We start from the raw sequence: 24545 nt of genomic DNA on the forward strand, positions 1-24545 counted from the left end.
CTCGGTCGAACTGATCGCGCCGATCGCCATGGAAGAGAAACTCCGCTTCGCCATCCGCGAAGGCGGCCGCACCGTCGGCGCCGGCGTGGTGTCGAAAATCATCGAGTAAACATTCGGGTTCGACGCAGGCCGGGCCGCAAGCCCGGCCTACCTCTCAACTCTAGCCGCGAAAGGCATCGACATGCAGTCGCAAAACATTCGCATCCGGCTCAAGGCCTTCGATTTCCGCGTGCTGGACGCCAGCACCGCGGAAATCGTGAGCACGGCCAAACGGACCGGCGCGCAGGTGCGCGGGCCCATCCCGCTGCCCAACAAGATCGAGAAGTTCACGGTCCTGCGCGGCCCGCATGTGGACAAGAAGTCCCGCGAACAGTTCGAGATCCGGACGCACAAGCGTCTGCTCGACATCATCGACCCGACACCGCAGACCGTGGACGCGCTGATGAAGCTCGACCTGGCGGCCGGTGTCGATGTCGAGATCAAAGTCTGAGGGGGGCATGGAAATGCGCTCTGGAGTTATCGCAAAGAAGCTGGGCATGACCCGGCTGTTCATGGAGGATGGCCGGCAGGTTCCGGTCACCGTCCTGCAACTCGACAATCTCGAGGTGGTGGCGCAGCGCACCGCCGAGCGGGACGGCTACACCGCCGTTCAGCTTGGCACCGGCGCGGCCAAGGCCAAGCGTGTGAGCCGCGCCATGCGGGGGCATTTCGCCGCCGCCAGCGTCGCGCCCAAACGCAAGATCGCCGAATTCCGCGTCGCGCCCGAGAACATGATCGAGGTGGGCGAGGAAATCACCGCCAACCATTATTTCGAGGGCCAGTTCGTGGACGTGTCCGGCACCTCGATCGGCAAGGGCTTCGCCGGTGCCATGAAGCGGCACAATTTCGGCGGCCTGCGCGCCAGCCACGGCGTGTCGATCAGCCACCGCAGCCACGGCTCGACCGGCCAGTGCCAGGACCCCGGCAAGGTGTTCAAGGGCAAGAAGATGGCCGGCCACATGGGCGCCGCCCGCGTGACCACGCAGAACCTGCAGGTCATCAAGACCGACGCCGACCGCGGCCTGATCATGGTCAAGGGCGCGGTGCCGGGTTCCAAGGGCGGCTGGGTGACGATCAAGGACGCGGTCAAGAAGCCCGTGCCCGATGGTGTGATCCTGCCTGCCGCGCTGCGCTCTGCCGCGCGTGAGGCCGAACGGGCCGCCGAGGCAGCCGCCGCAGCCGCGGCCGCCGAGGAAGAAGCCGCAGCCAAGGCCGCAGCCGAGGCGCAGGCCGCCGAGGAAGCCGCCGCGCTGAAAGAGGCCGAGGCCGATATCGAGGCCGAGAAGAAGGAAGGCGACGAATGAAACTCGACGTCATCAAACTGGACGGCGGCAAGGCCGGCACCGTGGAACTCGGCGACGAGATCTTCGGGCTGGAACCGCGCGCCGACATCCTGCACCGCGTCGTGCGCTGGCAGCGCGCCCGCGCGCAGGCCGGCACGCATAAGGTCAAGACCCGCTCGGAAACCAGCTACTCGACCAAGAAGATCTATCGCCAGAAGGGCACCGGCGGCGCACGCCACGGCGACCGCAACGCGCCGATCTTCCGCAAGGGCGGCATCTACAAGGGTCCGACCCCGCGCAGCCATGCCCATGACCTGCCCAAGAAGATCCGCAAGCTGGGTCTCAAGCACGCGCTGAGCGCGAAGCTGGCGGCAGGTTCGCTGATCGTTCTGGAAGCCGCCGAGCTGAAAGAGGGCAAGACGAAGGAACTGGCCCGCGCGATGAAGGAGCTTGGCCTCAAGCGCACGCTTCTGATCGACGGCGCCGAGATCAACGAGAGCTTTGCCCGCGCGGCCGGCAACATCAGGGATCTCGACGTGCTGCCGAGCCAGGGCGCGAATGTCTATGACATCCTTCGGCGTGACACGCTGGTGATCACGAAGGCGGGTGTCGAAGCACTGGAGGCTCGACTGAAATGAGCGCGAAGTCCGAACATTACGACGTGATCCGCAAGCCGGTCATCACCGAGAAGGCGACCATGGCCTCCGAGGCCAATGCGGTGGTTTTCGAAGTGGCGATGGATGCGACCAAGCCGCAGATCAAGGACGCGGTGGAAAATCTCTTCAGCGTCAAGGTGAAGGCCGTCAACACGACCATCACCAAAGGCAAGGTGAAGCGGTTCCGCGGCATGACGGGGCGGCGCAAGGACGTCAAGAAGGCCTATGTCACGCTCGAAGAGGGCAACACCATCGACGTGACGACGGGCCTCTGATAGACAGCCACGATGCGCGGCCCAAGGGTGGGGCCGCGAAAGTTACCTGAACCCGGGCCGGTCGGCCCGACAGCTAGACGGAAGACAGAAAGCATGGCACTCAAGTCGTACAAGCCGACAACGCCAGGCCAGCGCGGGCTGGTTCTGATCGACCGTTCGGAGCTTTGGAAGGGCCGTCCGGTCAAATCCCTCACCGAGGGTTTGTCCAAGAAGGGCGGCCGGAACAACACCGGACGGATCACGATGCGCCGCCGCGGCGGTGGCGCCAAGCGGCTCTATCGCGTCGTGGATTTCAAGCGCGGCAAGATGGACATCCCGGCGGTGGTCGAGCGGATCGAGTACGATCCCAACCGGACCGCCTTCATCGCGCTGATCCGTTACCAGGACGGTGAGCAGGCCTATATCCTGGCGCCGCAGCGCCTGGGCGTCGGCGACAGCGTCGTCGCGGCGGCCAAGGCCGACGTGAAGCCGGGCAACGCGATGCCCTTCGTGTCGATGCCGATCGGCACGATCGTCCACAATATCGAGCTGAAGCCCGGCAAGGGTGGGCAGATCGCCCGGTCCGCCGGGACCTATGCCCAGTTCGTGGGCCGCGGCGGCGGCTACGCGCAGATCCGGCTGTCATCGGGCGAGCTGCGGATGGTGCGGCAGGAGTGCATGGCCACGGTCGGCGCGGTGTCGAATCCTGATCACTCGAACCAGAATCTCGGCAAGGCCGGCCGCAACCGCCATTTCGGCAAGCGTCCGTCGGTGCGCGGCGTGGTCATGAACCCGATCGACCACCCGCATGGTGGCGGCGAAGGCCGGACCTCCGGCGGCCGTCACCCGGTCACGCCCTGGGGCAAGCCCACGAAGGGGGCGCGCACCCGCAAGAACAAGGCGACGGACAAGTTCATCATCCGCTCGCGCCACGCCAAGAAGAAGGGTCGCTAAACCATGGCACGTTCTGTTTGGAAAGGCCCCTTCGTTGACGCCCATGTGCTGAAAAAGGCTGAAGCCAGCCGCGATTCCGGGCGCAAGGAAGTCATCAAGATCTGGTCGCGCCGCTCGACCATCCTGCCGCAATTTGTCGGTCTGACCTTCGGGGTCTACAACGGCAAGAAACACATCCCGGTTCTCGTCAGCGAGGACATGATCGGCCAGAAATTCGGTGAGTACTCGCCGACCCGCACCTATCACGGGCACATGGCCGACAAAAAAGCGAAACGGAAGTAAGAGCCATGGGTAAAGACAACAATCCGCGCCGCGTGGCCGAGAATGAGGCGATGGCCAAGTCGCGCATGCTCCGCACCTCGCCGCAGAAGCTCAACCTGGTTGCCGCGATGATCCGCGGCAAGAAGGTCGAACGTGCGCTCGTCGATCTGACCTTCTCCAAGAAGCGGATCGCCGAGGATGTGAAGAAATGCCTTCAGTCCGCCATCGCGAATGCCGAGAACAACCACAACCTTGACGTGGACGAACTGATCGTGGCGGAAGCCTATGTCGGCAAGAACCTGGTGATGAAGCGCGGCCGCCCGCGGGCCCGTGGCCGGTTCGGCGCGCTGAAGAAACCGTTTTCCGAGCTGACCATCAAGGTGCGGCAAGTCGAGGAGCAAGCGTAATGGGTCAGAAGGTCAATCCGATCGGCATGCGCCTCCAGGTCAACCGCACCTGGGACAGCCGCTGGTACGCCGATACCAAGGACTACGGCAACCTCCTGCTTGAGGACATCAAGATCAAGGAGTTCATCCACGACGAGTGCAAGCAGGCCGGCATCAGCCGCGTGATCATCGAGCGCCCGCACCGCAAGTGCCGGGTGACGATCCACACAGCGCGGCCGGGCGTGATCATCGGCAAGAAAGGCGCCGATATCGAGGGCCTGCGCCGCAAGCTGGCCAACCTGACGGACAGCGAGCTGCACCTGAACATCGTCGAGGTCCGCAAGCCGGAACTGGATGCGCGCCTCGTGGGCGAGAGCATCGCGCAGCAGCTCGAGCGCCGGGTGTCCTTCCGCCGCGCCATGAAGCGCGCGGTGCAGAACGCCATGCGCATGGGCGCCGAAGGCATCCGGGTGAACCTGGCCGGTCGTCTCGGCGGGGCCGAGATCGCGCGCACCGAATGGTACCGCGAGGGCCGGGTGCCGCTGCACACGCTGCGCGCCGATATCGACCACGCGCATGTCGAAGCCCTGACGCCCTACGGCATCATCGGGATCAAGGTCTGGATCTTCAAAGGGGAGATCATGGAGCACGACCCGTCCGCCCGTGATCGTCGTCAACAGGAACTGCAGGAAGGCGGCGGCCCGCGTCCGCGGCGCTGACCCCCTGAGGGAGACGAGAGATGCTGCAACCAAAGCGTACGAAATTCCGCAAGATGCACAAGGGCCGTATCCACGGCGAGGCAAAGGGCGGTTATGATCTGAACTTCGGCACCTACGGCCTGAAGGCGTCCACGCCCGAGCGCGTGACCGCACGTCAGATCGAGGCGGCGCGTCGTGCCATGACGCGTCACATGAAACGTCAGGGCCGGGTCTGGATCCGGATTTTCCCCGACACGCCGGTGTCCAAGAAACCCACCGAGGTTCGGATGGGCAAGGGCAAGGGTTCGGTGGAATTCTGGGCCGCCAAGGTCAAGCCCGGCCGGGTCATGTTTGAGATTGACGGCGTGTCCGAATCTGTGGCAAAGGAAGCCCTCCGCTTGGCCGCGATGAAGCTTCCGCTTCGGACCCGCATCGTCGTCCGCGAGGACTGGTAAAATCCGAGCCCCCGTGCATTCGCGGGGGCTTCGGGTTTTTGTTGGAAAAGCGTCGGGCAGACCGGCCCGATGACTTCTGATGAAAGGAAAGTGGCGATGGACGCTGCTGAGCTGAGAGACAAGACGCCCGACCAGCTGCGCGAGCAGCTCGTGACGCTGAAGAAGGAAGCCTTCAATCTGCGCTTCCAGCAGGCCACCGGGCAGATGGAAAACACCGCACGCATGAAGCTCGTCCGCCGGGACGTGGCGCGCGTGAAGACGATTCTGAACGAAAAGGCCGCGCAAGCGGCTGCCGAATAAGGGGCGCGTGATATGCCGAAACGAATTCTGCAAGGCACCGTGACCAGCGACGCCAACGACCAGACCGTGACGGTCTCGGTCGAGCGCCGCTTCACGCACCCGATTCTGAAGAAGACCATCCGGAAGTCCAAGAAATACCGGGCTCACGATGCCGAGAACGCGTTCAAGGTGGGCGACAGCGTCCGCATCCAGGAATGCGCGCCTCGGTCGAAATCCAAACGCTGGGAGGTGGTCGCCAACTGAGGCCTCCACAGCTCGGTTTGATCGAAACCCTGGGGCCCGCACAGGCGAAGGTCCCCACAGGTCGGGAGAAACCACATGATCCAGATGCAGACCAATCTGGATGTCGCTGACAACTCCGGCGCACGCCGGGTGCAGTGCATCAAGGTTCTGGGCGGGTCCAAGCGCAAATACGCCTCCGTCGGCGACATCATTGTCGTCTCGGTGAAGGAGGCCATCCCGCGCGGCCGCGTGAAGAAGGGCGACGTGCGCAAGGCCGTCGTCGTGCGTACGGCCAAGGAAGTCCGCCGCGAAGACGGCACCGCGATCCGCTTCGACCGGAACGCTGCGGTCATTCTCAACAACAACAACGAGCCGATCGGCACCCGGATCTTCGGACCCGTGGTGCGCGAGCTGCGCGCGAAGCAGTTCATGAAGATCATCTCGCTGGCGCCGGAGGTTCTCTGATGGCTGCGAAACTGAAGAAAGGCGACAAGGTCGTCGTTCTGGCCGGCAAGGACAAGGGCAAGGAAGGCGAGATCGTCTCGGTCAGCCCGAAGGCCGGCAAGGCCGTCGTTGACGGTGTGAACATGGCCGTGCGCCACACCCGCCAGAGCCAGAACACCCAGGGCGGCCGTGTGCCGAAGGCGATGCCGATCGACCTGTCGAACCTGGCGCTGCTGGACAGCAAGGGCAAGGCGACCCGCGTCGGCTTCCGCACGGAAGACGGCAAGAAGGTGCGGTTCGCCAAATCGACCGGGGAGACCGTCTGATGCTCGACACTGCAACCTACACCCCGCGTCTGCGGACCCATTTCCGCGAAACCGCGCGCCCCGCGCTGCGCGAGGAGTTCGGCTACCGCAACGACATGATGATCCCGCGGCTCGACAAGATCGTGCTCAACATCGGCGTCGGCAAGGCGGTCCAGGACACCAAGAAGATCAAGTCGGCCGAGCATGACCTGGCGCTGATCGCCGGCCAGAAGCCGGTGGTGACCAAGGCCAAGAAATCCATCGCGGGCTTTCGCGTGCGCGAACAGATGCCGCTGGGCGTCAAGGTGACGCTGCGCGGCAACCGGATGTACGAATTCCTCGACCGTCTGGTGACCATCGCGCTGCCGCGCGTCCGCGACTTCCGCGGCGTGAACGGCAGGAGCTTCGACGGCCGCGGCAACTACGCCATGGGCCTGAAAGAGCACATCGTCTTCCCCGAGATCGAGTACGACAAGGTCGACGAGGTCTGGGGCATGGACATCATCATCTGCACCACCGCGCCCACCGACGCGGAAGCGAAGGCGCTGTTGAAGCAATTCAACCTGCCCTTCAATAGCTGAAGCATCGGGAGGAGAGAGAAATGGCAAAAGTCTCGATGATCGAGCGCGAGAAGAAGCGTCAGAAGCTGGTGGACAAGTTCGCCGCCAAGCGCGCTGCGCTGAAAGAGATCGCGAACAACCAGGATCTGCCGATGGAAGAGCGTTTCAAGGCGCGTCTGAAACTGGCGAAACTGCCCCGCAATTCGTCTCCGACACGGCTGCACAACCGGTGCCAGATCACCGGGCGTCCGCATGCCTATTACCGGAAACTTAAAATTTCGCGTATCGCGATGCGCGACCTTGGCTCCACCGGGCAGATCCCCGGCTTGGTCAAGTCGAGCTGGTAAGGAGGGTTAGGAACATGTCAGTGAACGATCCTCTCGGCGATATGCTCACCCGGATCCGCAACGCGCAGATGCGCGGCAAGTCGACCGTCCGCACGCCGGCCTCCAAGCTGCGCGGCTGGGTTCTCGACGTGCTGATGGACGAGGGCTATATCCGCGGCTACGAGAAGGCCACCGACGACCGCGGCCTGCCCGCGATCGAGATCAGCCTGAAGTATTTCGACGGCACCCCGGTGATCCGCGAGATCCGCCGGGTCTCGACTCCCGGCCGCCGCGTCTATGCCGGCGTCAAGGACCTGCCGTCGGTGCGCCAGGGCCTGGGTGTCTCGATCATCTCGACGCCGCAGGGCGTCATGTCCGACGCAGCCGCACGCACCGCCAATGTCGGCGGCGAAGTGCTCTGCACCGTCTTCTGAGGAGTTTGGACATGTCTCGAATTGGAAAACGTCCCGTCGAGCTGCCCAGCGGTGTCACCGCGCAGCTCTCCGGGCAGACAGTCGAAGTCAAGGGGCCCAAGGGCACCCGCAGCTTCACCGCCACCGATGACGTGACCCTTGCCGTCGAGGGCAATTTCTTCACCGTGACGCCGCGCGGCAAGTCCAAGCGGGCGCGCCAGCAATGGGGCATGTCCCGCACGCAGGTTGCAAACCTGGTGAAGGGCGTCACCGATGGCTTCCGCAAGGAGCTTGAGATCAGCGGCGTCGGCTACCGCGCGCAGATGCAGGGCAATACCCTGAAACTGTCGCTGGGCCTGAGCCACGACGTCGATTTCGCGGTGCCGGAGGGCGTGACCGTCACGACCCCGAAGCCCACGGAGATTGTGATCGAGGGCAATAACGAGCAACTCGTCGGCCAGGTCGCGGCCAATATCCGCGAATGGCGCAAGCCGGAGCCCTACAAGGGCAAGGGCATCAAGTACAAGGACGAGTATATCTTCCGCAAGGAAGGCAAGAAGAAGTAAGGGGCGCGACAATGGCGAACACGAAACGGGATCTGTTCCTCAAGCGCCGCCTGCGCACACGGAACAAACTGCGGAAACTGGCTGCCGGGCGTCCGCGCCTGTCGGTCCACCGCTCGAACAAGAACATCCACGTCCAGATCATCGACGATGTGAACGGCGTGACCCTGGCCTCCGCCTCCTCGCTGGAGAAGGACCTGGGCCTCGTCGGCAAGAACAACGTCGAGGCGGCGGCCAAGATCGGCGCGGCAATCGCCGAGCGGGCCAAGGCCAAGGGTGTGGAAGAATGCTACTTCGATCGCGGAGGCTTCCTGTATCACGGGAAGATCAAGGCCCTGGCCGATGCCGCGCGCGAAGGCGGCCTGAAGTTCTGAGGAGACGAGAATGGCAAGAGAACCGAACCAGCGGGGCGGACGTCGCGACCGCGAGGAAACCCCGGAATTCGCCGATCGTCTCGTGGCGATCAACCGGGTGTCGAAAACCGTGAAGGGCGGCAAGCGCTTCGGCTTTGCGGCGCTCGTGGTGGTCGGCGACCAGAAAGGCCGTGTGGGCTTCGGCAAGGGCAAGGCCAAGGAAGTGCCCGAGGCGATCCGCAAGGCGACCGAACAGGCCAAGCGCAACCTGATCCGCGTGCCGCTGCGCGAAGGCCGCACGCTGCATCACGACATCGAAGGCCGCCACGGCGCGGGCAAGGTGGTGATGCGCGCCGCCCCGCAGGGTACCGGGATCATTGCCGGCGGCCCGATGCGTGCGGTGTTCGAGATGCTGGGCGTTCAGGACGTGGTGGCCAAGTCCATCGGGTCGCAGAACCCCTATAACATGATCCGCGCGACGCTGGACGGGCTCCGGGCCGAGTCGAGCCCGCGTCATGTCGCGCAGCGCCGCGGGAAGAAGGTGGCCGACATCCTGAAGAAGGACGAGGCGCAATCGAAGCCCGAGGCAGCCGACGCCCCGGCCGAAGCCGCGGAAGCGTAAGGAGTGGGGAGCATGGCAAAGACCATCGTCGTCAAACAGATCGGCTCGCCGATCCGCCGCCCCGAGATCCAGCGCAAGACGCTGATCGGGCTCGGCCTGAACAAGATGCACCGCACCCGTGAGTTGGAAGACACGCCCGCGGTGCGCGGCATGATCAACAAGATCCCGCATCTCGTCGAGATCGTCGAGGAACGGGGCTGAGAGCGCGGCGGGCATCGTCCCGCCGCTCCCATCGAAGGCCCGCGGGGATGTCCCCCGAGGCATGATATTGAAAGCCGCGTTCGGCCGCTCCCGTCGCTGGGGGCCGCATCCGGCAGAGGAGAAGCGACATGAAACTCAACGAACTGCGTGATAACGCGGGCGCGACCAAGAAGCGGATGCGCGTCGGCCGTGGCCCCGGCTCCGGCAAGGGCAAGACCGCCGGACGCGGCATCAAGGGTCAGAAGTCGCGCTCCGGCGTGGCGCTCAACGCCTATGAGGGCGGGCAGATGCCGCTTTACATGCGGCTGCCCAAGCGGGGCTTCAACAAGCCCAACCGCAAGCAATTCGCCGTCGTCAACCTGGGCATCCTCCAGAAATTCATCGACGCCAAGAAGCTCGACGCCAAGAAGCCGATCACCGAGGCCGCGCTGGTCGAGGCCGGCCTGGTGCGCCGCAAGCTCGACGGGGTGCGCATCCTGGCCAAGGGCGATTTCTCGGCTAAGGTCAAGATCGAGGTGACGGGCGCCTCCCGTGCCGCCATCGATGCGGTCGAGAAGGCGGGCGGCTCGCTGACCACGGCCGCGGCGCCGGCAGCGGAATAACGCTTGTCGGCGGCACTGCCGCCGCTTAAGTAATGACTGGTTTTCCGCGCCGCGAGACCTGAAAGACGGTCCTCGCGGCGCTTGCGCGAGAAGGACAGGGCATGGCATCGGCTGCAGAACAGATGGCCCGGAACTTGAGTTGGGGCACGCTTGGCAAGGCCAAGGAACTGCGTCAGCGGATCATGTTCGCGGTGGGCCTTCTGATCGTGTATCGGGTGGGCACATTCATTCCGGTGCCGGGCATTGACGCGAACGCGCTGCGGGATTTCATGGATCAGGCCAGCGCCGGGATCGGCGGCATCCTGAACATGTTCACCGGCGGCGCGATCGGGCGGATGGGCGTCTTCGCGCTGGGGATCATGCCATATATCTCGGCCTCGATCATCGTGCAGCTCATGGCCTCGATGGTGCCGCAGCTCCAACAGCTCAAAAAGGAAGGCGAGCAGGGCCGCAAGAAGATCAACCAGTATACCCGTTACGGCACGGTGTTCCTGGCGACATTCCAGGCCTACGGGCTGGCGGCCAGCCTGGAGGCCGGCGATCTGGTAACCGATCCGGGCTGGTTCTTCCGCATCTCCTGTGTGGTGACGCTGGTCGGCGGCACGATGTTCCTGATGTGGCTGGGCGAACAGATCACCCAGCGTGGCATCGGCAACGGCATCTCGCTGATCATCTTCGTCGGCATCATCGCCGAGATCCCGGCCGCGCTGGCGCAATTCCTCAGCCAGGGGCGCAGCGGCGCGATCTCGCCCGCGGTAATCGTGGGCGTGCTGATCATGATGGTGGTGGTGATCGCCTTCGTGGTCTTCATGGAACGCGCGCTACGCAAGATCCACATTCAGTATCCGCGCCGTCAGGTCGGCATGAAGATGTATGACGGCGGTTCGTCGGACCTGCCGATCAAGGTCAACCCGTCGGGTGTTATCCCGGTGATCTTCGCCTCGTCGCTGCTGCTGCTGCCGACCACGATCTCGACATTCTCGGGCGGCCAGACCGGCCCGGTCATGTCCACGATCCTTGCCTATTTCGGCCCCGGCCAGCCGCTCTACCTGCTCTTCTTCGCGGGCATGATCGTATTCTTCGCCTATTTCTACACGCTCAACGTCTCCTTCAAGACCGAGGACGTGGCCGAGAACCTGAAGAACCAGAACGGCTTCGTGCCCGGCATCCGTCCGGGCAAGCGGACTGAAGAATATCTCGATTACGTCGTGGTCCGGGTGCTGGCGCTGGGGGCGAGTTATCTGACGGCTGTTGCCCTGATGCCCGAGATCCTTCGCAACCAGCTCTCCATTCCTTTCTATTTCGGCGGCACATCGGTACTGATCGTCGTGTCGGTCGCGATGGACACGGTCAGCCAGGTCCAGTCGCATCTGCTGGCCCACCAGTATGAGGGCCTGATCGAGAAGTCGCAGTTGCGCGGCCGCAAGCGCAGCAAGGCGCAGAAAGCGAAAGGGAAGGCAAGACGATGAACATCATTCTGCTGGGCCCCCCGGGGGCGGGAAAAGGCACTCAGGCCGAGCGGCTGGTCGCCGAGCGCGGCCTGCTGCAACTCTCCACCGGGGACATGCTGCGCGCTGCCGTCGCGGCGGGCACCGAGGTCGGGCAGAAGGCCAAGGCGGTGATGGAGGCGGGGCAACTCGTCTCCGACGAGATCGTGATCGGCGTGGTGTCCGAGCGTCTCGACCAGCCGGACGCCAAGGGCGGCGTGATCTTCGACGGCTTCCCGCGTACCACCGCGCAGGCCGAGGCGCTGGACGCTCTGCTGGCCGAGAAGGGCATGACGCTGGACGCCGTGGTGGAGATGCAGGTGGACGACGATCTGCTGGTCGGCCGCATCCAGACCCGCGCCACGGAAACCGGCGGCAGTCGCGCCGACGACAATGCCGAAACGCTGAAGGCGCGGCTCAAGGTCTACCACGCCGAAACCGCCCCGCTGATCGAGTATTACCGCAAGACCGGCAAGCTCAAGACGGTGGACGGATCGCTCAGCATCGACGGTGTGACCGAGGCGATCCGCAAGGTGCTCGACGGGAAGTGAGGCAGCCCGCCCGGCGGGCCTTGACCTTGCCGGGAAAACCCCCTAACAGACCGCATCCCGCGCTGAGAATCGCCTTGGTTTCATAGGCTCTTTCAGGTGACGGTCTCTCGTAAGACCCGGTGGCCGTGGCCGTCGGGTCGCTGTTGTGAAAAAAGGTTCTGGCGCTACGGAACCGCAACCAGAAGGTAGAACGAATTGGCACGTATCGCTGGCGTGAACATCCCGACCCATAAACGGGTCCCCATCGCTTTGACCTATATCCACGGCATCGGCCACACCGCGGCCACGTCGATCTGCGAGGCCGTCGGCGTCGACGTGACGCGCCGCGTGAACGAGCTGTCGGATGCCGAGGTTCTGGCGATCCGCGAACATATCGACGCGAATTACACCGTCGAGGGCGACCTGCGCCGCGAAGTGCAGATGAACATCAAGAGCATGATGGACCTGGGCAACTATCGGGGCCTGCGCCATCGCCGCAACCTTCCCGTCCGCGGGCAGCGCACGCATACCAATGCGCGCACCCGCAAGGGCCCGGCAAAAGCCATTGCCGGCAAGAAGAAGTAAGGGAGGGACCGATAGATGGCACGCGACACCAAACGCGCACCCCGCCGCAAGGAACGCAAGAACATCGCCGCCGGCGTGGCGCATGTGAACAGCTCCTTCAACAACACCAAGATCCTGATCTCCGACGTGCAGGGCAACGCGATCGCCTGGTCGTCGGCCGGCAGCATGGGCTTCAAGGGCTCGCGCAAGTCGACGCCCTATGCCGCCCAGCTTGCCGCCGAGGATGCGGGCCGCAAGGCCCAGGACCACGGCGTGAAGACGTTGGAGGTCGAGGTTCAGGGTCCCGGTTCGGGCCGTGAGAGCGCGCTGCGCGCCCTGGCGGCCGTGGGCTTCCAGATCACCTCGATCCGCGACGTCACGCCGATGGCGCATAACGGCTGCCGCCCGCCGAAGCGCCGGCGCGTCTGATCTTTGCAGCTTCGGGCCGCGCCGATACGCGCGGCCCGACTGCGTTCTGATTTTACCTCGGGCGTTCCCGGTCACGGGTCTGATCGGCGAACAGGAATGGAGGCATCACATGATCCACAAAAACTGGCAGGAACTTATCAAACCGACGCAGCTCGACATCCGTCCGGGTGCCGATCCGCAGCGCCAGGCCACGGTCGTGGCCGAACCGCTGGAGCGCGGTTTCGGCCTGACGCTGGGCAACGCGCTGCGCCGGGTTTTGCTGTCGTCGCTCCAGGGCGGGGCGATCACCAGCGTCCAGATCGACAACGTCCTGCATGAGTTCTCCTCGATCTCCGGCGTGCGCGAGGACGTGACGGACGTGATCCTCAACCTCAAGGGCGTCGCGCTGAGCATGGAAGTCGAAGGGCCCAAGCGGCTGTCGATCACCGCGAAGGGACCGGGCGTCGTCACCGCTGGCGACATTTCCGAGAGCTCGGGCATCGAGGTTCTGAACCGCGATCATGTGATCTGCCACCTCGACGAGGATGCCGATCTCTTCATGGAAATGACCGTGAACACCGGCAAGGGTTATGTCGCATCCGACAAGAACCGCCCCGAGGATGCGCCGATCGGCCTGATCCCGATCGACGCGATCTATTCGCCGGTCAAGCGCGTTTCCTACGACGTGCAGCCCACCCGCGAGGGCCAGGTGCTGGATTATGACAAGCTGACCATGAAGGTCGATACAGACGGCTCGATCAGCCCCGATGACGCGGTCGCTTTCGCCGCGCGCATCCTGCAGGACCAGCTTTCGATCTTCGTCAATTTCGAGGAGCCGGAATCGGCCGGCCGCCAGGACGACGAGGACGAGCTGGAGTTCAACCCGCTGCTGCTCAAGAAGGTCGACGAGCTGGAGCTTTCGGTGCGTTCGGCCAACTGCCTGAAGAACGATAACATCGTCTATATCGGCGATCTGATTCAGAAGACCGAGGCCGAGATGTTGCGCACGCCGAATTTCGGCCGCAAGTCGCTCAACGAGATCAAGGAAGTGCTGTCGGCCATGGGCCTGCATCTGGGCATGGACCTGATCGACTGGCCGCCCGACAATATCGAGGAGTTGGCCAAGAAGTTCGAGGATCAATTCTGATCCTTGCGCAGGCCGGGCCCCGGTCCGGCCTGCCCGAAAACCGGGCAATCCCGCCCCAAGGAGAGCGGCTGACACGCATCGGCCGCCGGACAAAGCAAAAAGCAAGACCGGAGACAAGAAAATGCGTCACGCAAAAGGCTACCGCCGCCTGAACCGCACCCACGAGCACCGCAAGGCGCTCTGGGCGAACATGGCCGGCTCGCTCATCGAACATGAGCAGATCAAGACCACCCTGCCCAAGGCCAAGGAACTGCGCAGCGTCGTGGAGAAACTCGTCACGCTGGGCAAGCGCGGCGATCTGCATGCCCGCCGCCAGGCGGCCGCGCAGCTCAAGCAGGACGCCCATGTGGCCAAGCTCTTCGATGTGCTGGGGCCGCGCTACAAGGACCGCCAGGGCGGCTATGTGCGCGTTCTGAAGGCGGGCTTCCGCTATGGCGACATGGCGCCGATGGCGATCATCGAATTTGTCGACCGCGACGCGGACGCCAAGGGCAAGGCCGACCGCGAGCGCGTCGTCGCGGAAGAGGCGGCCGAGGAATAAGACCCGCCCACAGGGCCGGGAACGCGACACCCCCGCCGGGACCGGCGGGGGTGTCTGCCGTTTGGGGCCTGCTCCGGCGTTGCATCCGGCGGCGCGCGGGGGCATATCCGGTCCAGACCAGAAGCCGGAGGACGACATGCCCCTCAAACGCATCCCCGCCGCGTTCGCCGCCCTCGTCATCGCCACCGCAGCGTGCGCCGAGATCCCGGTGCCGCAATCCCCGGCACAGATAAGCCTGAGCTTCGCGCCGGTCGTGCGCGAGGTGACGCCCGCGGTGGTCAACATCTACGCCAAGCGCGTGGTCGCGGCGCGCCGCAGCCCCTTCGCCGACGATCCCTTCTTCGAGGACTTCTTCCGCAATTTCGGCCGCCCCACGCCGCGGGTGCAGAACTCGCTGGGTTCCGGCGTGATCCTGTCGCCCGACGGGTTGGTCGTGTCGAACTACCATGTCGTCGGGCAGGCCACCGAAATCCGCGTCGTCCTGAACGACCGTCGCGAGTACGAGGCCGAGGTGCTGCTGGGCGACAAGGAGGCCGATCTGGCGGTGCTCAGGCTCAAGGGCGCCGAGGGGTTGCCGGCGCTCGCGCTGCGCGATTCCGACAGTATCGAGGTGGGCGACCTGGTGCTGGCGGTCGGCAACCCTTTCGGCATCGGGCAGACCGTGTCGAGCGGGATCATCTCGGGGCTGGCGCGCTCGGGCCTCTTCGTGGGCAATGCGCGGGGCTATTTCATCCAGACCGACGCGGCGATCAATCCGGGCAATTCCGGTGGCGCGCTGGTCGATATCGAGGGCCGCCTCGTCGGGGTCAACACCGCGATCCTGTCGCGCTCGGGCGGCTCCAACGGGATCGGCTTCGCGATCCCGTCGAACCTGGTGGCGCGGTTCCTAGATCAGGCGCGGGCAGGCGCGCGCGACTACACCCGCCCCTGGGCCGGGATGTCGGGGCAGGCGGTCGATGCCGATCTCGCCATCGGGCTGGGCCTGGCGGAGCCGCGCGGCATGGTCGTCTCGGCGCTGCATCCCGAAAGCCCCTTCGCCGCGGCGGGGCTGGCCACCGGCGACGTGGTCGTGGCCATCGACGAGCAGCCGGTCAACAGCCCGCACGAGATGCTCTTCCGGCTCTCGGCGCGGGGCATCGGGAACGTGGCGCGGGTTGCCTATCTGCGCGACGGCGCGCGGCGGGTGGCGGAACTGCGCCTGATCCCGCCGCCCGAGACGCCCGCCCGCGATCCCCGCACCATCGCGGGCGAGACGCCGCTTCAGGGCCTGAACGTCAGCAACATCAACCCCGCGGTGATCGCCGAGACCGGCCTGCCGCTCGACGCGGCCGGCGTCCTGGTGACCGGGGTGGACGGATTCGTGCGCCGCACCGGGTTGCGTCCCGGCGATATCCTGCTGGAGATCAACACGCGCGAGATCGCCACCACCGCCGATGCCGAACGCGCCGCGCATGACATGCAGCGAACCTGGGAACTGCGGTTCCTGCGCGACGGGCGGGCGCAGTCCGTCCGCTTCCGCATCTGATGCTTTTCGCCGCGGCGCGCAGGGCGTAGACAGGGGCATGGCCGATCTCTTCGAACAGGCCGGGGCTGACCCGGCGCCCGACGCCCCGCGGCCGCTGGCCGACCGGCTGCGCCCGGCGCGGCTGGCGGATGTGATCGGGCAGGAGCATGTGCTGGGCCCCGACGCGCCGCTGGGCGTGATGCTGTCTGGCGGGCACCTGTCGTCGCTCATCCTCTGGGGGCCGCCGGGGGTGGGCAAGACCACGATCGCGCGGCTCCTGGCCGACGAGACCGACCTGACCTTCGTGCAGATCAGCGCGATCTTCACCGGGGTGCCGGAGCTTCGCAAGGTCTTCGAGGCGGCCAAGCATCGGCGCGCGAACGGGCAGGGGACACTGCTTTTCGTGGACGAGATTCACCGTTTCAACAAGGCGCAGCAGGACGGTTTCCTGCCCCATATGGAGGATGGCACGATCCTCCTGGTCGGCGCGACGACGGAGAACCCGTCCTTTGAGCTGAATGCGGCGCTGCTGAGCCGGGCGCAGGTGCTGGTGCTGGAACGGCTGGAACTGAGGGATCTGGAGTTGCTCGCGCAACGCGCGGAACGCGAGTTGGGCCGCCCCCTGCCGCTGACCGGTGAGGCCCGCGAGGCGTTGCTGGAAATGGCCGATGGCGACGGCCGCGCGGTGCTCAACCTCATTGAACAGATCGCGGCCTGGCAGGTCGAGAAGCCGCTCGATCCCAAGGCGCTGGGTGCGCGGCTGATGCGGCGCGCGGCACAATATGACAAGTCCGGCGACGCGCATTACAACCTGATCTCGGCACTGCACAAGTCGGTTCGCGGCTCGGACCCGGATGCGGCGCTCTACTGGCTGGCGCGGATGCTGGAGGGCGGCGAGGACCCGCGCTACCTGGCGCGCCGCATCACCCGCATGGCGGTGGAGGATATCGGGCTGGCCGACACCCATGCGCAGACTTTCTGCCTGGAGGCGTGGCAAATCTACGAGCGCTTGGGCAGCCCGGAGGGCGAGCTTGCCCTCGCCGAGGCGGTGATCTACCTGGCGCTGGCGCCCAAGTCGAACGCCGCCTATGCTGCCTACAAGGCGGCGCGGCGCGCGGCGAAGGAGACGGGCTCGAACCCGCCGCCCAAGCATATCCTGAACGCCCCGACCGGGCTGATGAAGGATCAGGGATACGGCAAGGGCTATGAGTACGACCATGACGCGGAGGCCGGGTTTTCCGGGCAGAACTACTTTCCCGACGGCATGCCGCGCGGGGTCTATTACACCCCCGTCGAGCGCGGCTTCGAGCGCGATCTGGCCAAGCGGGTTGCCTGGTTTGCCAAGCTGCGCGCGAAACGGCAAGCTGAGGGCTGAAGGCCGGGGGCGGCATCCGGCGCGGAAAACACCGGAGCGCGGGCAACCTTCGAGGGCTCCGAAATCCCCGCAGGATTTCGCGCCGCAATCCGTTCGCGGTGGGCGGCGCGCGCTCTCGACTTGACATCATCGGGCCAAGGCAACAAACCGCGTCCATGTTGACAACGCTTCTCCAGGTTGCCCTTGGCGGCGCGATCGGCGCCTCGCTCCGCTACTCGGTGGGGGTGGGGATCGTGCGCGTGTTCGGTTTTCACAGCTTTCCGCTCGGGATCATCACGGTGAATATCCTCGGCTCGTTCCTGATGGGTGTCTTCGTCGTGGTCGCGGCCAATCGCGGGCTGACCTGGCTGGGCCCGTTCATCATGACCGGGATGCTGGGCGGGTTCACGACGTTTTCGTCCTTTTCGCTGGAGGCGGCGACACTTTACGAACGGGGCGACCTCGTGGGCACGGCGCTCTATGTTGGGCTGTCGGTGGCCTGTTCGATCCTGGGCCTGTTCCTGGGCATGTGGCTGATGCGCGGGGCCATGGCATGAGCGGCGTGCAGACCGTCGAGATCGGCGCGGGCGAGGGCGATCAGCGGCTTGACCGCTGGTTCCGGAGGCGCTTCCCGGATGTGCCGCAGGGCCGGATCGAGAAGATGTGCCGCAAGGGCGAGATCCGCGTCGATGGCGGCCGGGTAAAGCCCGCGACCCGCATCGCGGAGGGGCAGTCGGTGCGGGTGCCGCCGCTTCCCGAACCGCAGGCACGGGCCGCAGCCGTGCCCGCCGGGCCGCGCATTTCAGAGGCGGACGCGCAGATGATCCGCGATGCGGTGCTCTGGCGCGACGATCATATCATCGCGCTCAACAAGCCGCCGGGGCTGCCCACGCAGGGCGGCAGCGGGCAGGGCGACCGCCATGTGGATGCGCTGGCCGAGGCGTTGCGTTTCGGGCTGGACGAAAAACCGCGCCTCGTGCACCGGCTGGACAAGGACACGTCCGGGCTGTTGCTGCTGGCGCGGACCCGCGCCGTCGCCGGGGCGCTGACGCGGGCCTTCCGGGCGCGCGAGACGCGCAAGATATACTGGGCGGTGGTCGCGGGCGTGCCGCATCCGCGCATGGGCACCATTCGCTTCGGGCTGGTCAAGGCACCGGGCCACGGGCCACAGGGCGGCGGCGAAAAGATGCTCTGCCTGCACCCGGACGCGGTGGAAGGCACGCCGGGCGCGCGCGGCGCGACGACGGATTATGCGGTGCTCTCGGCGCTGGCCAAGCGCGCCGCCTGGGTCGCGCTGGTGCCCGTCACCGGCCGGACGCATCAGCTTCGCGCGCATATGGCCGAGATCGGTCATCCCATCGTGGGTGACGGAAAATACGGCGGGTCGGGGCAGGAGAACCTGGGCGACGGCTGGGGCGCGCAGCTTGGCGGCGACATCTCGCGCAAGCTGCACCTGCATGCCCGCAGCCTGACACTGACCCACCCGGTGACCGGCCGCGCGCTGCATCTGACCGCGCCGCTGCCCGAACATATGGCGCGCACCTGGAAGACCCTCGGCTGGTCGCCTGAGGAGGCGCCTGAGGATCCGTTCGCGGATCTGCCATGAGCGCGCCGCGGGGTTTCGAGATGCTGGACGACATCCGGATGGCAGAGACATGACCGAATGGAAGATGAAGCGCTTCTGGTCGGAAGCGCGGGCGGAACCGGCGGCGGCAGGCTTCGCGATCCTGCTCGACGGGCGGCCGGTCAAGACGCCGGCCAAAGCCGGGCTTTGCGTGCCGACGCGGACGCTGGCCGATGCCGTGGCGGCGGAATGGGACGCCCAGAGCGGTCCCGTGCGCCCCGAGACAATGCCACTCACCCGCGCCGCCAACGCCGCTATCGACAAGGTCGCGATCCAGCAGGCCGAGGTGGCCGCGATGCTGGCGGAGTATGGCCGGACCGACCTGATTTGCTATCGCGCCGAAGGGCCGAACGAACTGGTGCGACGCCAGGAAGCGGCCTGGGACCCGCTCCTGGCGTGGTCGGCGGAGGAGGTGGGCGCACCGCTCGTCCCCACCACCGGAGTCGTGCATATCCGCCAGCCCGCCGCGAGCCTGGAACGGTTCGCCGAGGAGGTGCGCGGCTTCGATGCGTTCGGGCTGACCGCGCTACACGATCTGGTGACGCTCTCGGGCTCGCTGGTGATCGGGCTGGCCGCGCTGCGTGGAGCCTTCGACGGCGACGACCTGTGGCAACGGTCGCGAATCGACGAGATCTGGCAGCAGGAACAATGGGGCGAGGACGCGGAAGCGTCGCAGGCGGCCGCGCGCAAGGAGGCCGCCTTCGCGCAGGCGCTGGAATTCTTCCGCCTCTGTCGCCGCTGAGTGCGCGCGAACCCGACTCCCCGGCGCAGCATTCCTGCGGCAGAGCTTCGCTCCCGGTACATAAGTTGCGTGGTCAGGATAGCGAGCCGCATCATGTGGGTAACCCGAGGGAAAGCGGCCAGAGTCCACTTGACGCCTATGGTTACTTTTGCCCAAACTCTCTGCGCTGAGGGGGATGACATCTCTCACTTCATCGGTTTTGGCCCATGGGGCCGAAAGAACCGTCCTTTCGGGGCGGACCATCAGGAAGAGGTAGACATGAAAAAAACGGTATTTTTTGGCGCGCTGACGGCGGCCGGCCTGGCTGCGGGCATGGCTTCGGCGGCCACGCTGGACGACGTCAAGGCGAAGGGCTTCCTTCAATGCGGCGTCACGACGGGCCTCGTCGGTTTCGCCGCGCCTGACGCGAACGGCGAATGGACCGGCTTCGACGTCGGTGTTTGCCGGGCTGTCGCTGCTGCGATCTTCGGTGATCCGACGGCGGTCAAGTTCACACCCACGACCGGCAAGACGCGCTTCACCGCGCTGGCTTCGGGCGAAGTTGACATGCTGGCCCGGAACACCACCTGGACCTTCTCGCGCGACGTGGACCTGAAGTTCGAATTCAACGGCGTCAACTACTATGACGGTCAGGGCTTCATGATTCCCAAGAACCTGGGCGTGACCTCGGCCAAGGAACTGGACGGCGCGACCGTCTGCATCCAGACCGGCACCACGACCGAGCTGAACCTCGCGGACTTCTTCCGCAAGAACAACATCAGCTACGAGCCGGTGCCGATCGAGACCAACGCCGAAGGCAACCAGCAGTACCTGGCTGGTGCCTGTGACGCTTACACGACCGACGCTTCGGGCCTGGCCTCGACGCGTGCGACCTTCGAGAACCCGCAGGATCACGTCATCCTGCCCGAGATCATCTCCAAGGAGCCGCTGGGCCCGCTCGTGCGTCACGGCGACCACGAATGGGGCGATGTCGTGCGCTGGACGCTCAACGCGCTGATCGCGGCCGAAGAACTGGGCGTGACCTCCGCCAATGTGGACGAGCTTGCCAAGGGGACCAACAACCCCGAGGTCAACCGTCTGCTGGGCACCGAGGGCAACCTGGGCGAGATGCTGGGCCTGTCCGGCGACTGGGCCGTGAACGCCATCAAGGCCGGTGGCAACTACGGCGAGCTTTTCGAGACGCATATCGGCGAGAACACCCCGATCGGTCTGGCGCGCGGCCTGAATGCGCAGTGGACCGATGGCGGGCTGCTCTACTCTCCGCCGTTCCGTTGATCGGCTGAAAACAGGGGGCGCGGGGGACATCCCGCGCCCCTCTTTCTGACTGAAGACAAACAAGAATAACCTGCCAGATAAAAAGGGTGCCGCATTTGTGGACACTCGTGGGCAGGCCGCAGTGGGGATACATTCATGTCCGCAATCACGGACCCGCCGCCGAAGTCGTTCCGGCTGTCCATGCTGGTCAACGACACGCGCTACCGATCCTATACCTTCCAGTTTATCGCCCTGGTCCTTCTGATCATGCTGGTCTCCTATCTCGGGGCGAACCTGGTTCAGAACCTGGCCGATCAGGGGCAGAATATCTCCTACGGGTTCCTCGGTGAGCCAGCCGGGTACGACATTAACCAGCGGCCGATCCCATACGAAAACCAGGACACGCATATGCGCGCCGCGTTCGTGGGCGTGCTCAACACGCTGATCGTGGCCTTCCTGGGCTGTCTGACCGCGACGATCATCGGGGTCTTCGCGGGCGTCGCGCGGCTGTCGCAGAACTGGATCGTGCGCAAGCTGATGGCGATCTATGTCGAGGCGTTCCGCAACGTGCCGGTCCTGATCTGGATCCTGATCATCTATACGGTGATGACCGCGGCGATGCCGGCCCCGAACGCCTTTCGGGGCGATACGCCGGCGGCCAGCATGGTGCTGGACGCGGTGGCGTTCACCAATCGCGGCGTTTACGTGCCCGCACCGATCTGGGGCGAAGGCTCGATGATCGTGGTGCTGGTCTTCCTGGCGTCGATCGCGGGCGCCATCTACTATCGCCGCTACGCGACCAAGCTGCTCTACGACACCGGACGGCTGTTGCCGATGGGCTGGCCGTCGCTGGCGATCCTCTTCGTGCCGACGCTGCTGATCTTCTTCATCCTGGGCCAGCCGATCAGCCTCGACTATCCGGTGCTCAAGGGCTTCAATTTCGGCGGCGGGCTGCATATCCGCGGTTCGCTCATCGCGCTCTGGTTCGCGCTGGCGGTCTATACCGGCGCATTCATCGCCGAGAACGTGCGCGCCGGCATCCAGGCCGTTTCGCATGGGCAGACCGAGGCCGCGGCGTCGCTTGGCCTGCGGCCGAGCCGGATCATGAACCTGGTGGTCCTGCCTCAGGCGCTGCGCGTCATCATTCCGCCGGTCATTTCCCAATACCTGAACCTCACCAAGAACTCGTCGCTGGCGATCGCGGTGGGCTACATGGACGTGACCGGCACGCTGGGGGGCATCACGCTCAACCAGACGGGGCGCGCGATCGAGACGATCCTGCTGCTGATGCTGTTCTACCTGGCGATCTCGCTGGCGATCTCGGGCGTCATGAACGCCTATAACAACGCCATCAAACTGAAGGAGCGCTGATCATGAACCGGGATCAACTCTCCTTCGTCCGCCACGACATGCTGCCGGAGGCCGAGCCGCCGGTGACCGAAAAGGGCATCGTGAAATGGCTGCGGGAGAATCTCTTCTCCTCGGTTTCCAACACGGTGCTGACCCTTGCCGCGATCTGGGCGGTCTACTACCTGGTGTCCGCCTCCGGGCCGTGGCTGATCAACGGGGTCTGGGACACGTCGAGCCTCAGCCAATGCCGCGAGGTGCTCCAGGGCCAGGTCGGCGGCTGTTTCTCTGTACTCACCGAACGCTGGAACCAGCTCCTCTTCGGGTTCAAGTACCCCACGCATCTCTACTGGCGCCCGGCGCTGGCCTTCGTGCTGCTCTTCGTGGCGCTGGCACCGGTGCTCTTTTCCAAGATTTTTCCGCGCAAGATGCTGGTGCTGACGGGGCTCTATCCCTTCATCGCCTTCTACCTGATCTGGGGCGGCACCATCCTGACGCCGATTTTCGCGCTCCTGGGCATCGTGCTGGGTTTCCTGGTCTACCGGAAACTGATTTATCAGAGCGCGGCGATGGGGCTTCTGGGCGGTGTCGCGACGGCCTTCGTCTTCTGGATCCTGACCGGGATGCTGGGCGATACCGTCGCCGGCGTCCTGGCGCTGGAGCCGGTCGCGTCGCGCGACATGGGGGGCTTCATGCTCAACCTGATGCTGGGCGTGGTCTGCGTGTCGCTGTCGCTGCCGCTGGGCATCCTGCTGGCGCTGGGGCGGCAATCGACGATGCCGATCATCAAGGTGATCTGCGTCGTGTTCATCGAGTTCATCCGCGGCGTGCCGCTGATCACGCTCCTCTTCGTGGCGAATGTCGTGCTGGCCTATTTCCTGCCACCGGGCACGAATTTCGACCTGATCCTGCGGGTGATCATCATGATCACCATGTTCGCCAGCGCCTATATCGCCGAGGTGATCCGGGGCGGTCTGGCGGCACTGCCGCGCGGGCAGTACGAGGCCGGGGACAGTCTGGGCCTCGATTACGCGCAGTCGATGCAGTTCATCATCCTGCCGCAGGCGCTGAAGATATCCATCCCCGGCATCGTCAATGTCGCGGTGGGGCTCTTCAAGGACACGACACTGGTCTCGGTTATCTCCATGTTCGATCTGGTCGGCATGGTCCGTGGACCGATCCTCGCCTCGACCGCATGGAACGGCGTCTATTGGGAGCTCTTCGGCTTCTCGGCGCTGCTCTTCTTCGTCGTGTGCTACGGCATTTCCCAATATTCGCAATGGCTGGAGCGGCAGCTTCAGACCGATCACCATTAAGGAGGGCCTCAGATGGCTGAAGCTGCTCAGTTGAAGGTTTCCGACGAGGTCGCGATCTCGATCGAGAACATGAACAAGTGGTTCGGTACGTTCCATGTGCTGCGCGATATCGACCTGACCGTCTATCGTGGCGAGCGGATCGTGATTGCGGGGCCGTCCGGGTCGGGCAAGTCCACCCTGATCCGCTGCATCAACGCGCTGGAGGAGCACCAGAAGGGCAAGATCACGGTGGACGGCACGCTGCTGTCTTCCGATCTCAAGAACATCGACAAGATCCGCTCGGAAGTGGGCATGGTGTTCCAGCACTTCAATCTCTTCCCGCATCTCACCATTCTCGAAAACTGCACGCTGGCGCCGATCTGGGTGCGCAAGACCCCCAAGCGGGAAGCCGAGGAAACGGCGATGCATTTCCTGACCAAGGTCAAGATCCCCGAACAGGCGGACAAGTATCCCGGCCAGCTTTCCGGCGGTCAGCAGCAGCGGGTGGCGATTGCCCGGTCGCTGTGCATGCGACCGCGCATCATGCTCTTCGACGAGCCGACATCGGCGCTCGACCCCGAGATGATCAAGGAGGTTCTGGACACGATGGTGGAACTGGCCGAGGAGGGCATGACCATGCTCTGTGTCACCCACGAGATGGGCTTTGCCCGCCAGGTGGCGAACCGGGTCATCTTCATGGACCAGGGCCAGATCGTCGAACAAAACGAGCCGGAGGAGTTCTTCAACAACCCGAAGAGCGAACGCACGAAGCTCTTCCTGAGTCAGATACTCGGGCACTGAGCGCCCTTTTTCGAACCGCGTGAACATGGAAAGCCCCGGCCGCCCGGCCG

At 65.1% G+C, this 24545-nt stretch carries 37 protein-coding genes; all 37 read left to right on the top strand.

The genetic code is table 11. The annotated features are described in order from the left end of the window. Nucleotides 1–109, top strand: a 109-nt coding sequence (locus tag DDZ14_RS08055) for a hypothetical protein (RefSeq protein ID WP_146193113.1), incomplete at its 5' end; no start/stop codon positions are given. Between the two features lie 72 nt (nucleotides 110–181). Beyond that, nucleotides 182–490 (top strand): 30S ribosomal protein S10, encoded by a 309-nt coding sequence (gene rpsJ / locus DDZ14_RS08060; RefSeq protein ID WP_109424452.1) that lies wholly within the window; start codon nucleotides 182–184, stop codon nucleotides 488–490. A 13-nt stretch (nucleotides 491–503) separates the two neighbouring features. Continuing rightward, nucleotides 504–1343, top strand: a complete 840-nt coding sequence (gene rplC / locus DDZ14_RS08065) for a 50S ribosomal protein L3 (RefSeq protein WP_109424637.1) — start codon at nucleotides 504–506, stop codon at nucleotides 1341–1343. After that, a complete protein-coding gene (rplD, locus tag DDZ14_RS08070) occupies nucleotides 1340–1960 on the top strand; it encodes a 50S ribosomal protein L4 (protein WP_109424453.1) in 621 nt (206 codons plus the stop codon). Before rplC ends, rplD begins: the two co-directional genes overlap by 4 nt. Further along, nucleotides 1957–2253, top strand: coding sequence for a 50S ribosomal protein L23 (locus DDZ14_RS08075; protein WP_109424454.1), 297 nt, complete (start codon nucleotides 1957–1959; stop codon nucleotides 2251–2253). The genes rplD and DDZ14_RS08075 overlap by 4 nt, the downstream gene beginning before the upstream one ends. A 93-nt stretch (nucleotides 2254–2346) precedes the next feature. Continuing rightward, complete coding sequence (rplB, locus tag DDZ14_RS08080) at nucleotides 2347–3186, top strand: 50S ribosomal protein L2 (protein ID WP_109424455.1); 840 nt, start codon at nucleotides 2347–2349, stop codon at nucleotides 3184–3186. A gap of 3 nt (nucleotides 3187–3189) precedes the next feature. Continuing rightward, nucleotides 3190–3468 (top strand): 30S ribosomal protein S19, encoded by a 279-nt coding sequence (gene rpsS / locus DDZ14_RS08085; RefSeq protein ID WP_109424456.1) that lies wholly within the window; start codon nucleotides 3190–3192, stop codon nucleotides 3466–3468. 5 nt (nucleotides 3469–3473) lie between these two features. Beyond that, complete coding sequence (gene rplV / locus DDZ14_RS08090; RefSeq protein WP_109424457.1) at nucleotides 3474–3854, top strand: 50S ribosomal protein L22; 381 nt, start codon at nucleotides 3474–3476, stop codon at nucleotides 3852–3854. Beyond that, nucleotides 3854–4552 (top strand): 30S ribosomal protein S3, encoded by a 699-nt coding sequence (gene rpsC, locus DDZ14_RS08095; protein WP_109424458.1) that lies wholly within the window; start codon nucleotides 3854–3856, stop codon nucleotides 4550–4552. Before rplV ends, rpsC begins: the two co-directional genes overlap by 1 nt. 20 nt (nucleotides 4553–4572) lie before the next feature. Next, the gene (gene rplP / locus DDZ14_RS08100) at nucleotides 4573–4986 is read left to right on the top strand and encodes a 50S ribosomal protein L16 (protein ID WP_109424459.1); all 414 of its coding nucleotides are present in this window, start codon (nucleotides 4573–4575) and stop codon (nucleotides 4984–4986) included. Between the two features lie 96 nt (nucleotides 4987–5082). After that, nucleotides 5083–5286, top strand: a complete 204-nt coding sequence (gene rpmC, locus DDZ14_RS08105; protein WP_109424460.1) for a 50S ribosomal protein L29 — start codon at nucleotides 5083–5085, stop codon at nucleotides 5284–5286. A gap of 12 nt (nucleotides 5287–5298) precedes the next feature. After that, nucleotides 5299–5529 carry a 30S ribosomal protein S17 gene (gene rpsQ, locus DDZ14_RS08110; RefSeq protein ID WP_109424461.1) on the top strand — a complete coding sequence of 77 codons (231 nt, stop codon included), beginning with the start codon at nucleotides 5299–5301 and terminating at the stop codon, nucleotides 5527–5529. Between the two features lie 75 nt (nucleotides 5530–5604). Continuing rightward, nucleotides 5605–5973, top strand: a complete 369-nt coding sequence (gene rplN / locus DDZ14_RS08115) for a 50S ribosomal protein L14 (protein ID WP_109424462.1) — start codon at nucleotides 5605–5607, stop codon at nucleotides 5971–5973. Next, nucleotides 5973–6278 (top strand): 50S ribosomal protein L24, encoded by a 306-nt coding sequence (rplX, locus tag DDZ14_RS08120; protein ID WP_109424463.1) that lies wholly within the window; start codon nucleotides 5973–5975, stop codon nucleotides 6276–6278. The genes rplN and rplX overlap by 1 nt, the downstream gene beginning before the upstream one ends. After that, entirely contained in the window at nucleotides 6278–6838 is a 561-nt protein-coding gene (gene rplE / locus DDZ14_RS08125; RefSeq protein WP_109424464.1) for a 50S ribosomal protein L5, read from the top strand. The genes rplX and rplE overlap by 1 nt, the downstream gene beginning before the upstream one ends. Before the next feature lie 20 nt (nucleotides 6839–6858). Continuing rightward, nucleotides 6859–7164, top strand: a complete 306-nt coding sequence (rpsN, locus tag DDZ14_RS08130) for a 30S ribosomal protein S14 (RefSeq protein WP_109424465.1) — start codon at nucleotides 6859–6861, stop codon at nucleotides 7162–7164. 14 nt (nucleotides 7165–7178) lie between these two features. Further along, nucleotides 7179–7577: a 30S ribosomal protein S8 gene (gene rpsH, locus DDZ14_RS08135; RefSeq protein ID WP_199221312.1), complete on the top strand. Its 399-nt coding sequence runs from the start codon at nucleotides 7179–7181 to the stop codon at nucleotides 7575–7577. A gap of 11 nt (nucleotides 7578–7588) precedes the next feature. Further along, a complete protein-coding gene (gene rplF / locus DDZ14_RS08140) occupies nucleotides 7589–8122 on the top strand; it encodes a 50S ribosomal protein L6 (RefSeq protein WP_109424467.1) in 534 nt (177 codons plus the stop codon). A gap of 11 nt (nucleotides 8123–8133) precedes the next feature. Further along, nucleotides 8134–8493, top strand: coding sequence for a 50S ribosomal protein L18 (rplR, locus tag DDZ14_RS08145; RefSeq protein ID WP_109424468.1), 360 nt, complete (start codon nucleotides 8134–8136; stop codon nucleotides 8491–8493). Nucleotides 8494–8503: 10 nt separating this feature from the next. Next, on the top strand, nucleotides 8504–9094 hold the full coding sequence (rpsE, locus tag DDZ14_RS08150; RefSeq protein WP_109424469.1) for a 30S ribosomal protein S5: 591 nt from the start codon (nucleotides 8504–8506) through the stop codon (nucleotides 9092–9094). Between the two features lie 12 nt (nucleotides 9095–9106). After that, nucleotides 9107–9295 (top strand): 50S ribosomal protein L30, encoded by a 189-nt coding sequence (gene rpmD / locus DDZ14_RS08155; protein WP_109424470.1) that lies wholly within the window; start codon nucleotides 9107–9109, stop codon nucleotides 9293–9295. A gap of 128 nt (nucleotides 9296–9423) precedes the next feature. Beyond that, nucleotides 9424–9897, top strand: a complete 474-nt coding sequence (rplO, locus tag DDZ14_RS08160) for a 50S ribosomal protein L15 (RefSeq protein WP_109424471.1) — start codon at nucleotides 9424–9426, stop codon at nucleotides 9895–9897. Nucleotides 9898–9998: 101 nt separating this feature from the next. Then, nucleotides 9999–11366, top strand: a complete 1368-nt coding sequence (secY, locus tag DDZ14_RS08165) for a preprotein translocase subunit SecY (RefSeq protein WP_109424472.1) — start codon at nucleotides 9999–10001, stop codon at nucleotides 11364–11366. Beyond that, a complete protein-coding gene (locus DDZ14_RS08170) occupies nucleotides 11363–11935 on the top strand; it encodes an adenylate kinase (protein WP_109424473.1) in 573 nt (190 codons plus the stop codon). Before secY ends, DDZ14_RS08170 begins: the two co-directional genes overlap by 4 nt. Nucleotides 11936–12130: 195 nt before the next feature. Then, nucleotides 12131–12499, top strand: coding sequence for a 30S ribosomal protein S13 (gene rpsM, locus DDZ14_RS08175; RefSeq protein ID WP_109424474.1), 369 nt, complete (start codon nucleotides 12131–12133; stop codon nucleotides 12497–12499). 15 nt (nucleotides 12500–12514) lie between these two features. After that, nucleotides 12515–12907 (top strand): 30S ribosomal protein S11, encoded by a 393-nt coding sequence (gene rpsK / locus DDZ14_RS08180; protein ID WP_109424475.1) that lies wholly within the window; start codon nucleotides 12515–12517, stop codon nucleotides 12905–12907. Between the two features lie 109 nt (nucleotides 12908–13016). Then, nucleotides 13017–14033 carry a DNA-directed RNA polymerase subunit alpha gene (locus tag DDZ14_RS08185; protein WP_109424476.1) on the top strand — a complete coding sequence of 339 codons (1017 nt, stop codon included), beginning with the start codon at nucleotides 13017–13019 and terminating at the stop codon, nucleotides 14031–14033. A gap of 121 nt (nucleotides 14034–14154) precedes the next feature. Further along, complete coding sequence (gene rplQ, locus DDZ14_RS08190; RefSeq protein WP_109424477.1) at nucleotides 14155–14574, top strand: 50S ribosomal protein L17; 420 nt, start codon at nucleotides 14155–14157, stop codon at nucleotides 14572–14574. Between the two features lie 136 nt (nucleotides 14575–14710). Continuing rightward, a complete protein-coding gene (locus tag DDZ14_RS08195; protein ID WP_109424478.1) occupies nucleotides 14711–16099 on the top strand; it encodes a trypsin-like peptidase domain-containing protein in 1389 nt (462 codons plus the stop codon). Nucleotides 16100–16136: 37 nt separating this feature from the next. After that, entirely contained in the window at nucleotides 16137–17453 is a 1317-nt protein-coding gene (locus DDZ14_RS08200; protein ID WP_109424479.1) for a replication-associated recombination protein A, read from the top strand. Nucleotides 17454–17608: 155 nt separating this feature from the next. Beyond that, nucleotides 17609–17989 carry a fluoride efflux transporter CrcB gene (gene crcB / locus DDZ14_RS08205; RefSeq protein WP_109424480.1) on the top strand — a complete coding sequence of 127 codons (381 nt, stop codon included), beginning with the start codon at nucleotides 17609–17611 and terminating at the stop codon, nucleotides 17987–17989. Beyond that, a complete protein-coding gene (locus DDZ14_RS08210; RefSeq protein ID WP_109424481.1) occupies nucleotides 17986–19038 on the top strand; it encodes an RluA family pseudouridine synthase in 1053 nt (350 codons plus the stop codon). Before crcB ends, DDZ14_RS08210 begins: the two co-directional genes overlap by 4 nt. 49 nt (nucleotides 19039–19087) lie before the next feature. Then, the gene (locus DDZ14_RS08215; RefSeq protein WP_109424482.1) at nucleotides 19088–19798 is read left to right on the top strand and encodes an ATP12 family chaperone protein; all 711 of its coding nucleotides are present in this window, start codon (nucleotides 19088–19090) and stop codon (nucleotides 19796–19798) included. Nucleotides 19799–20056: 258 nt separating this feature from the next. Next, complete coding sequence (locus DDZ14_RS08220; protein ID WP_109424483.1) at nucleotides 20057–21073, top strand: amino acid ABC transporter substrate-binding protein; 1017 nt, start codon at nucleotides 20057–20059, stop codon at nucleotides 21071–21073. A 135-nt stretch (nucleotides 21074–21208) separates the two neighbouring features. Beyond that, nucleotides 21209–22423, top strand: coding sequence for an amino acid ABC transporter permease (locus DDZ14_RS08225; RefSeq protein ID WP_109424484.1), 1215 nt, complete (start codon nucleotides 21209–21211; stop codon nucleotides 22421–22423). Nucleotides 22424–22425: 2 nt separating this feature from the next. Continuing rightward, complete coding sequence (locus DDZ14_RS08230; protein WP_109424485.1) at nucleotides 22426–23715, top strand: amino acid ABC transporter permease; 1290 nt, start codon at nucleotides 22426–22428, stop codon at nucleotides 23713–23715. Nucleotides 23716–23727: 12 nt separating this feature from the next. After that, nucleotides 23728–24495, top strand: a complete 768-nt coding sequence (locus tag DDZ14_RS08235) for an amino acid ABC transporter ATP-binding protein (RefSeq protein WP_109424486.1) — start codon at nucleotides 23728–23730, stop codon at nucleotides 24493–24495. Nucleotides 24496–24545: the final 50 nt, after the last annotated feature.

The sequence above is a fragment of the Maritimibacter sp. 55A14 genome, from assembly GCF_003122205.1.
Lineage (GTDB): Bacteria > Pseudomonadota > Alphaproteobacteria > Rhodobacterales > Rhodobacteraceae > QEYE01.